The 6,979-nt window shown below is 27.8% G+C and carries 6 protein-coding genes; 3 read left to right on the top strand and 3 right to left on the bottom strand.

The annotated features are described in order from the left end of the window. Positions 1-630: 630 nt before the first annotated feature. Positions 631-1,113 (bottom strand): peptide-methionine (R)-S-oxide reductase MsrB, encoded by a 483-nt coding sequence (msrB, locus tag ACIQ56_RS12915; protein WP_397601468.1) that lies wholly within the window; start codon positions 1,111-1,113, stop codon positions 631-633. 464 nt (positions 1,114-1,577) lie between these two features. Between msrB and ACIQ56_RS12910 the strand changes: the two genes are divergently transcribed. From ACIQ56_RS12910 to ACIQ56_RS12900, 3 genes are read left to right on the top strand one after another with little or no spacing between them, the layout of a single operon-like run. After that, a complete protein-coding gene (locus tag ACIQ56_RS12910; protein ID WP_397601467.1) occupies positions 1,578-3,944 on the top strand; it encodes an aminotransferase class V-fold PLP-dependent enzyme in 2,367 nt (788 codons plus the stop codon). A 37-nt stretch (positions 3,945-3,981) separates the two neighbouring features. After that, positions 3,982-5,505, top strand: a complete 1,524-nt coding sequence (gene hutH / locus ACIQ56_RS12905) for a histidine ammonia-lyase (RefSeq protein ID WP_397601466.1) — start codon at positions 3,982-3,984, stop codon at positions 5,503-5,505. Between the two features lie 26 nt (positions 5,506-5,531). Continuing rightward, positions 5,532-6,335 (top strand): 4'-phosphopantetheinyl transferase family protein, encoded by an 804-nt coding sequence (locus ACIQ56_RS12900; RefSeq protein WP_397601465.1) that lies wholly within the window; start codon positions 5,532-5,534, stop codon positions 6,333-6,335. On the opposite strand, the gene ACIQ56_RS12895 is transcribed toward ACIQ56_RS12900, so the two are convergent. Next, positions 6,332-6,754 carry a hypothetical protein gene (locus ACIQ56_RS12895; protein ID WP_397601464.1) on the bottom strand — a complete coding sequence of 141 codons (423 nt, stop codon included), beginning with the start codon at positions 6,752-6,754 and terminating at the stop codon, positions 6,332-6,334. The genes ACIQ56_RS12900 and ACIQ56_RS12895 overlap by 4 nt on opposite strands. A gap of 125 nt (positions 6,755-6,879) precedes the next feature. Next, positions 6,880-6,979, bottom strand: a 100-nt coding sequence (locus ACIQ56_RS12890; RefSeq protein ID WP_397599331.1) for an IS3 family transposase, incomplete at its 5' end; no start/stop codon positions are given.

Here is a 6,979-nt window from a genome sequence, read left to right as displayed (position 1 = left end):
AAACTCAAGAGAATATTGACTTTTAACTGATTTCTTCTTTAACATTGGACAACCCTTCTATATGAACGCCTAAGTTCATAGCATATTGTCCACCAAAAGGAATCACTTTAGCCATTCCAAGTTAGTGCTGTTTTAAGAAATGAATTTTTTTCATGCTTATTATAGTAATTTAAATTCTTATAGTTCAAATCTATTTGATTCATTTATTAACTCTTCTTTTAGTTCAAATGTATTGAAAAACTTTTTATATTTTTGGTCAAAATTTTAATTTCAGCAGATTCTAATTGATATATCAACCATAAATTCGAATTTTATCTTCTTTCAATGCAGATGAAGCAGAAGTTTAAACCGTCTATTGTAAATTTTATAGAGGCTTCTTCATTTCCACCTGATGCACGAAATGGTGGGATAATATTTCCAGCATTATGAATGACAAATAATTTTTTTTAAATTGGAAAAACATTTTTAGTAAATTTTCGTAAACCAGGCATTATGTTTTTCATATCAACTCCTCATTTTTATATTCAAAATATTTAAATATGATTTTATATAAATAAATTTAATAATCAATAGTATTTAAGAATTGTTAAAATGAAAAATTGTTTTAAAATTTAAAAAGATATAATTGAATTATTTCTTTTTAAATAAATAAGAATATTGTCCGTAGCCTTCTTTTTCTAAATGAGCGGCAGGTATAAAACGTAGTGACGCTGAATTAATGCAATATCTTTTTTTAGTTGGTCCAGGACCATCATCGAAGACGTGACCTAAATGCGATTTCCCAAATTTAGATTTTACTTCAGTTCTTGTCTCTGAAGGGAGGGATTGGTCTTTAGAAAAGTTTATATATTTATCGTCGATGGGTTTTGTAAAGCTTGGCCAACCTGACCCTGAGTCATACTTGTCCGTAGAACTAAAGAGGGGTTCACCTGTTACGACATCTACATATATACCTGGTTCTTTATTATTCCAATAAGCGTTATCAAAAGGTCTTTCAGTACCTTCTTTTTGAGTTACTTCAATTTGTAGCGGTGTTAGTTTCTTTAGTTGTTCATTTTTATCAATTTTTTCAAATTTAGAATCTGTTTTGTTAGCCATTGCGTATCCAACCATAATGAAAAAAGCAATTAAGGATAAGAAAATTCTTTTATAGTCAATCATTATAAATAAATTCCCTTCTCTAACAATTGTCAATATGTTATTATATCACAAGTTAGTTTATAATATATCAAAAAAATGACAAACAAATAAAACCAAAAATGATATTAATATTTTAAAGTTATAACGTAAACAGTATTATAAAACACAATTTTTTATTTTGCAATTATAATGCAATTTTAATCTTTAATATCCTAAAGTGATATACAAAATTAAAACTTAATTTATTATCAATTAAAAAATAAAGTTAAAAATTCATTTTGAAGAAAAAATATGAAAAATTACAAATAATCTCCGCAACGTTTGAAAAAATAGGTTGAATTCAAAATCGTTTTTCTGTTATATATTTTTTTATTAGACAGACGATAATTTCTTTAATCGGAATGAATTATAAATACTATGAAAGTTTTGGAGGCAAAATGAATGACTCATTTCATAATTCGAATAGAATTTATTTTGATTGTAATGCAACGACTCCAATATTAAAGGAAGCTTGCCAAGCGGTTTTATGTACAATGGAAAAAGTTTATGGAAATCCAAGTAGTACACATATGGCTGGTGCCGAAGCAAAAATGATTTTAGAGAGAGCACGTATTTTTGCTAGCGAAGTGATTCAAGCGAAACCTTCAGAAATATTTTTCACAAGTGGTGCTACAGAGGCAATTCAAATTTCTGTACTTTCTTTATTACAATGGATTTCTGCTCAAAAAAAATTGGGCTCCAATTTTGAAAATAAAAAAATATTAATTTCCGCAATGGAGCATAAAGCAGTTCCTAATGCTGTAGAACATTGGTGTAAAGTTCTAGGATTAAATATTGAAATAATTACGATTCAAGTTAACGAAAAAGGTCATCTTAATTTAAATGAAATAGAGGAACATGCTAAAGAAACAATATTTTTATGTACGATGGCTGTTAATAATGAAACAGGGTTAATTACAAATTTGAAAGATATAGAAAAAATTATTAGAAGACAGGAGCATCATATATATTGGTTGGTTGACTGTGTTCAAGCTTTAGGAAAAATAGACTTAAATTTATCAGAACTAAGCCTTGATTATGCGACATTTAGTGGTCATAAAATACATGCGCCAAAAGGAATCGGTTTTTTATTTTTAAGAGAAGAGGCTCCGCAGTGTCCTTTAATTGTAGGTGGTGGGCAAGAGCAAGGTATACGTTCTGGTACTGAAAATCTTCCAGGAATTGCAGCTATAGGTGTTGTTTTAGAGAAATTAAATCAGAGAAAAAAAGGGATTGAATCTTCGCAATTACGTTCTGACAAAGAATTATTTGAATATAGAAATATATTATTAAATGCACTATATGAAGCTTTTCCTTCTATTGAATTTAATACCGATTTGGAAAAATCGGTTCCTACTACATTAAATTTTTCTATTTACGGTCTATTATCTAGAGAAATTATGAATGCATTTGACGCTGCTGGAATTAGTATAAGCGGAGGTTCTGCTTGTAACTCGAAATCAATCGAATACAGTCACGTATTATGCGCCATGAATTTACCTGAGTGGAAAAAAGCATCAGGGGTTCGATTGTCTTTTAGTATGATGACAACAAAAGATGAAATATTAAATGGTGTTCAAGCGATTTTAGCAGCAGGTAAAGCGTTTCGTAATTCGTGCTTAAATTTATCATGCAGTATTGAAAATAATACTTTAGATAAAATACCAGATAAAAATTCGTTTCATGGTGTAATTCAATTTCAATATGATTATTCAAATACCTGGTTATTAGTAGATAGCAATACAAAAAACTGTATTATTATTGACCCCACAATGGAAAGTATGGATAGAATTGCAAGTTTTATTCAATGCCGAAATTTGTCTGTACAAGCCATATTAGATACTCATTCGCATGCTGATCATGAGTCTTCAAGAAAAAAACTTTTAAATAAATTAAATTTACAAGATAATTCTAATGACTTATTGGGCTGGCCTGTAGATGAAAATATTCTTCATTTTAATTCAGAAGAGTGGGAAATAGAAAGGCTTGAAACCCCAGGGCATACAAAAGATAGTGTTTCTTATTTAGTCTATAATAAGTTAAATTCACAAAATTTAGAATTTGTTTTTGTAGGTGACACTATTTTAACAGGAGGATTAGGTAGAACAGATTTTGGAATTAGCGCTGTTAATCAATTTTATAATACTCTTCATTTATTAAATAAAACGTTTGATGATAATGTTCTTTTATGTCCAGCGCATGATTATAATAATAGTTTTGCGACAAGCTGGGGTGTTGAAAAAAATACGAATAAATTATTAGAAAAAGCAATAAACCCATTTAATGTAATGAGTCTAAATGATTTTTGTGAAGAAAAAAAATTAATTGATTCTGAATTGTGTTCTAATAAAGTTCAAGGTAAAATAATTTGTGGATTAATTCAAAGCTCTATTCATATAGAAAATAAATCAGAACCAATAATAAATCCTGAAAAATTAAATAATGAAGATTTCATTTTAATTGATATCAGAGATAAAACAGAATCTCTTTTATTTAAAGATTGGAGTATATTTGGAATTGAATTTGAACCTATTAGTATTCCTATGATACAAATAACAAATTTAATGATTGATTTGCTTCAAAAAAAATCAAACTTTTTAGATAAAAAAATTGTTTTACTATGTTCAACAGGAAATCGTTCTTTATTTATTGCGAAAAGTTTTAGGCGTATGGGATTTCAAAATGTCTGGAGTATAAATGGCGGTGTTGCTTTTTCTAGATTAAGAAGTGATGAAAAATTGTCTAATGAATATTTAAATAAATAATATAATAAATATTTTTAATAAATAAAAAGGAATTTTTATGAGCCATAATTCAGAGTTTATTATTCAGCCTGGAAAATTGTCATTAAACGATTTAAACAATATTTATAAAAATAAATTTAGTAAATTTTCATTAAATAAAGAGTCAAAATATTTTATAGATGCTTCTGTTAAAAATGTACAAGATCTATTTTCACAAAAAGAAGTGAAAGCGGTATATGGAGTTAATACAGGGTTTGGTAAACTTGCTAATACAAGAATTCAAGAATCTGATTTATCTGCACTGCAACATAATTTAGTTATGTCACATTGCACTGGCGTAGGTAATTTATTTGATAATAATATTGTTAAATTAATTGCTGTAATTAAAGTAGCAAGTTTAGGAAGAGGCTTTTCGGGGGTTCGACACGAATTGCTAGAATCTTTGTTAAAATTAATCAATCATGAGTATTATCCTTGTATCCCCATGAAAGGGTCAGTTGGGGCTTCAGGAGATTTAGCTCCTCTAGCTCATTTAGTTTCCCCTTTAATAGGGGTTGGTTATGTTCGAAAAAACGATAAAATTATTACTGCAAATGAAGCCCTAAAAGAATGTAATATTGAAAAATTTGAATTACAGCCCTTAGAAGGATTGTCTTTATTAAATGGAACTCAGGTTTCAACAGCGCTTGCACTAAAAGGCCTTTTCAAAATTCAAGATGTATTTGAAGCGGCTTTAGTAGCAGGCGCTATGTCTGTAGAGGCATTGAATGGAAAATTAGAACCATTTGACTCACGAATTCACGAGTCAAGAGGGCATAAAGGTCAAATGGTTGTTGCAGAAAAAATAAAATGTTTATTAAGTGAAAAAAATCAATCAAGTGAAAATCATAATTCGGGAAAAGTGCAAGATCCTTATTCGTTACGTTGTCAGCCGCAAGTAATGGGAGCCTGTCTTGATCAAATCAATTCCATAGCAAATATTTTAGAAATTGAAGCAAATGCAGTAACAAATAATCCTATTTCTTTTTCGGATACAAAAGAGTTTATTTCAGGAGGAAATTTTCACGCAGAGCCTGTCGCCTTTGCTGCCGATATTTTAGCAATTGTCTGCTCTGAAATTGCTTCCATATCTGAACGAAGAATTTCATTAATGGTTGATTCTAATTTTAGTGGTTTACCACCTTTTTTAGTAAACAATAGTGGTTTGAATTCTGGGTTTATGATTGCTCAAGTGACTGCAGCAGCATTAGTAAGCGAAAATAAATCGAGATCTTTTCCATGTTCTGTTGACAGTATTCCTACTTCTGCAAACCAAGAAGATCATGTTAGCATGGCTACTCATGCAGCAAATCGCTTAAGTGAAATGTCTGATAATTCATGTTATGTAATTGCAATCGAGTTGTTATCTGCTGCTCAAGCAATGGATTTAAAAAATGGTTTTCACTCTTCAAATAAAATTAAAAAGGTTTATCAAGAGATAAGAAATTTAGTTCCATTTTATGAAAAAGATAGATACTTTGCAGATGATATTGAAAAAGTAAAACACTATATTTTTCAAAATTCATTTTTAAATTTTTATTAAGGATTTTTCTTGAATGAGTTATTTTCATGTTAGATAATTATATTTTAAATACAAATGAAGTTCATATTTGGATTATTAAAATTCCATTTGTCTATTTTAATATAGATTTTTATTCTAGTGTTTCATCTGATTTTAAATTGAATTTAAAACATTTTAGTTTTATAAAAGACTTTAATAAGTTATTGATTAATGAAAAAGATATTAAAAAAGGATTGAGTTTTTATCAAACAAAAGATCAAATTAGCTCTTTAATTTCAAAATACTCATTAAGATTTTTGTTAAATAATTATTTAAATTTAAACTTTAAAAATTATGATTTTGAGTTTAATAAGTACTCCAAACCTTTTATACCTAATTTTATAAATGCATTAAATCTTCAATATAATTTGTCACATTCAGGAGAGTATCTATTAATTTCTTTAAATTGTTATGATAACATAGGAATTGATATCGAATTTATGAATAAGAAAATTGAAATTGAATGTTTAAAAGATCAATTTTTCTCTAAATATGAATTAGATATATGGAAAACTTTAAAAGAAGATGAAAAAATAGAATATTTTTATAAAGTTTGGGCTTGTAAAGAGTCTATTTTAAAAGGAATTGGCATGGGGTTTTCTTATTTACCAAGTAATATTTCATTTGAGTTTAGTCCTGATAATAATGGAAAAATAATTCAATCTTCAGTTTGTCATGAAGAGAGTGATTTTGATCAATGGAAAACGAAATTATTTAAAATAGATAATAATTATCAATCCGCTTTTTCAGTTAGAAAAAATACATTTCATGTTAAATATATTAATTGGGATTGGGATAAAATCTTAATTTAGTTAGTAAGTATTTTACCACCATAAACATTTCCTAAAATTTTGCTTCCATTTATTAGAATGACTTTTCCTAAATTGCTTTCAAAAATGATATCTCCATCAACAGTTGAGTTGTCAATATATAAAAATTCTTCTTTACTATCAATTCTATGTTTCATAATGTAAATATCTTTTGTTACAGTGCCATCATTTAATTCTATTTTTGAAGAAGTTATAAAGATAGGCTTTTCAAATTTTGTTGAAGATGATACAAGTAATCCGTCAATATTTACTTTTCCATTTATAATGCTGCTTTGATAAAGAAATAATTCACCATTGATTTTAATATCATTTAAGCTTGCATTTGAAGCAACGAGTTTTCCAGAGACAAAAGTATTTTCTAATATAGTAACATTTTCTAAATTTACATATCCATAATGCATAATGCATTTTTTTATAGAGTTTTCAATGGATATTTTTCCACTAAATCCCGCACATGAATGCCTTAGTAAGTAATATATAAATGTAGAAAGAGTTAAAATTGGTATGATCCCCGAAAAGTGGACTATTAAATTTCATAATTTTCTTCATATTCTAAAGGTGCATGATAATCAAGGGCAGAATGAGCACGAATTCGATTATAAAACACCTCTATATATTCTATGACT

This window comes from Silvanigrella sp., assembly GCF_044369315.1.
Classification (GTDB): Bacteria; Bdellovibrionota_B; Oligoflexia; order Silvanigrellales; family Silvanigrellaceae; genus Silvanigrella.
This window is presented reverse-complemented; position numbering and strand designations above follow the sequence as displayed.

What these genes read in the sequence shown, in the direction of transcription:
- ACIQ56_RS12900 (WP_397601465.1), top strand. Translation starts at nt 5,532, where the DNA reads ATGTTAGATAATTATATTTTAAATACAAATGAAGTTCATATTTGGATT.
- ACIQ56_RS12895 (WP_397601464.1), bottom strand. Translation starts at nt 6,754, where the DNA reads ATGCATTATGGATATGTAAATTTAGAAAATGTTACTATATTAGAAAAT.
- hutH (WP_397601466.1), top strand. Translation starts at nt 3,982, where the DNA reads ATGAGCCATAATTCAGAGTTTATTATTCAGCCTGGAAAATTGTCATTA.
- msrB (WP_397601468.1), bottom strand. Translation starts at nt 1,113, where the DNA reads ATGGTTGGATACGCAATGGCTAACAAAACAGATTCTAAATTTGAAAAA.
- ACIQ56_RS12910 (WP_397601467.1), top strand. Translation starts at nt 1,578, where the DNA reads ATGAATGACTCATTTCATAATTCGAATAGAATTTATTTTGATTGTAAT.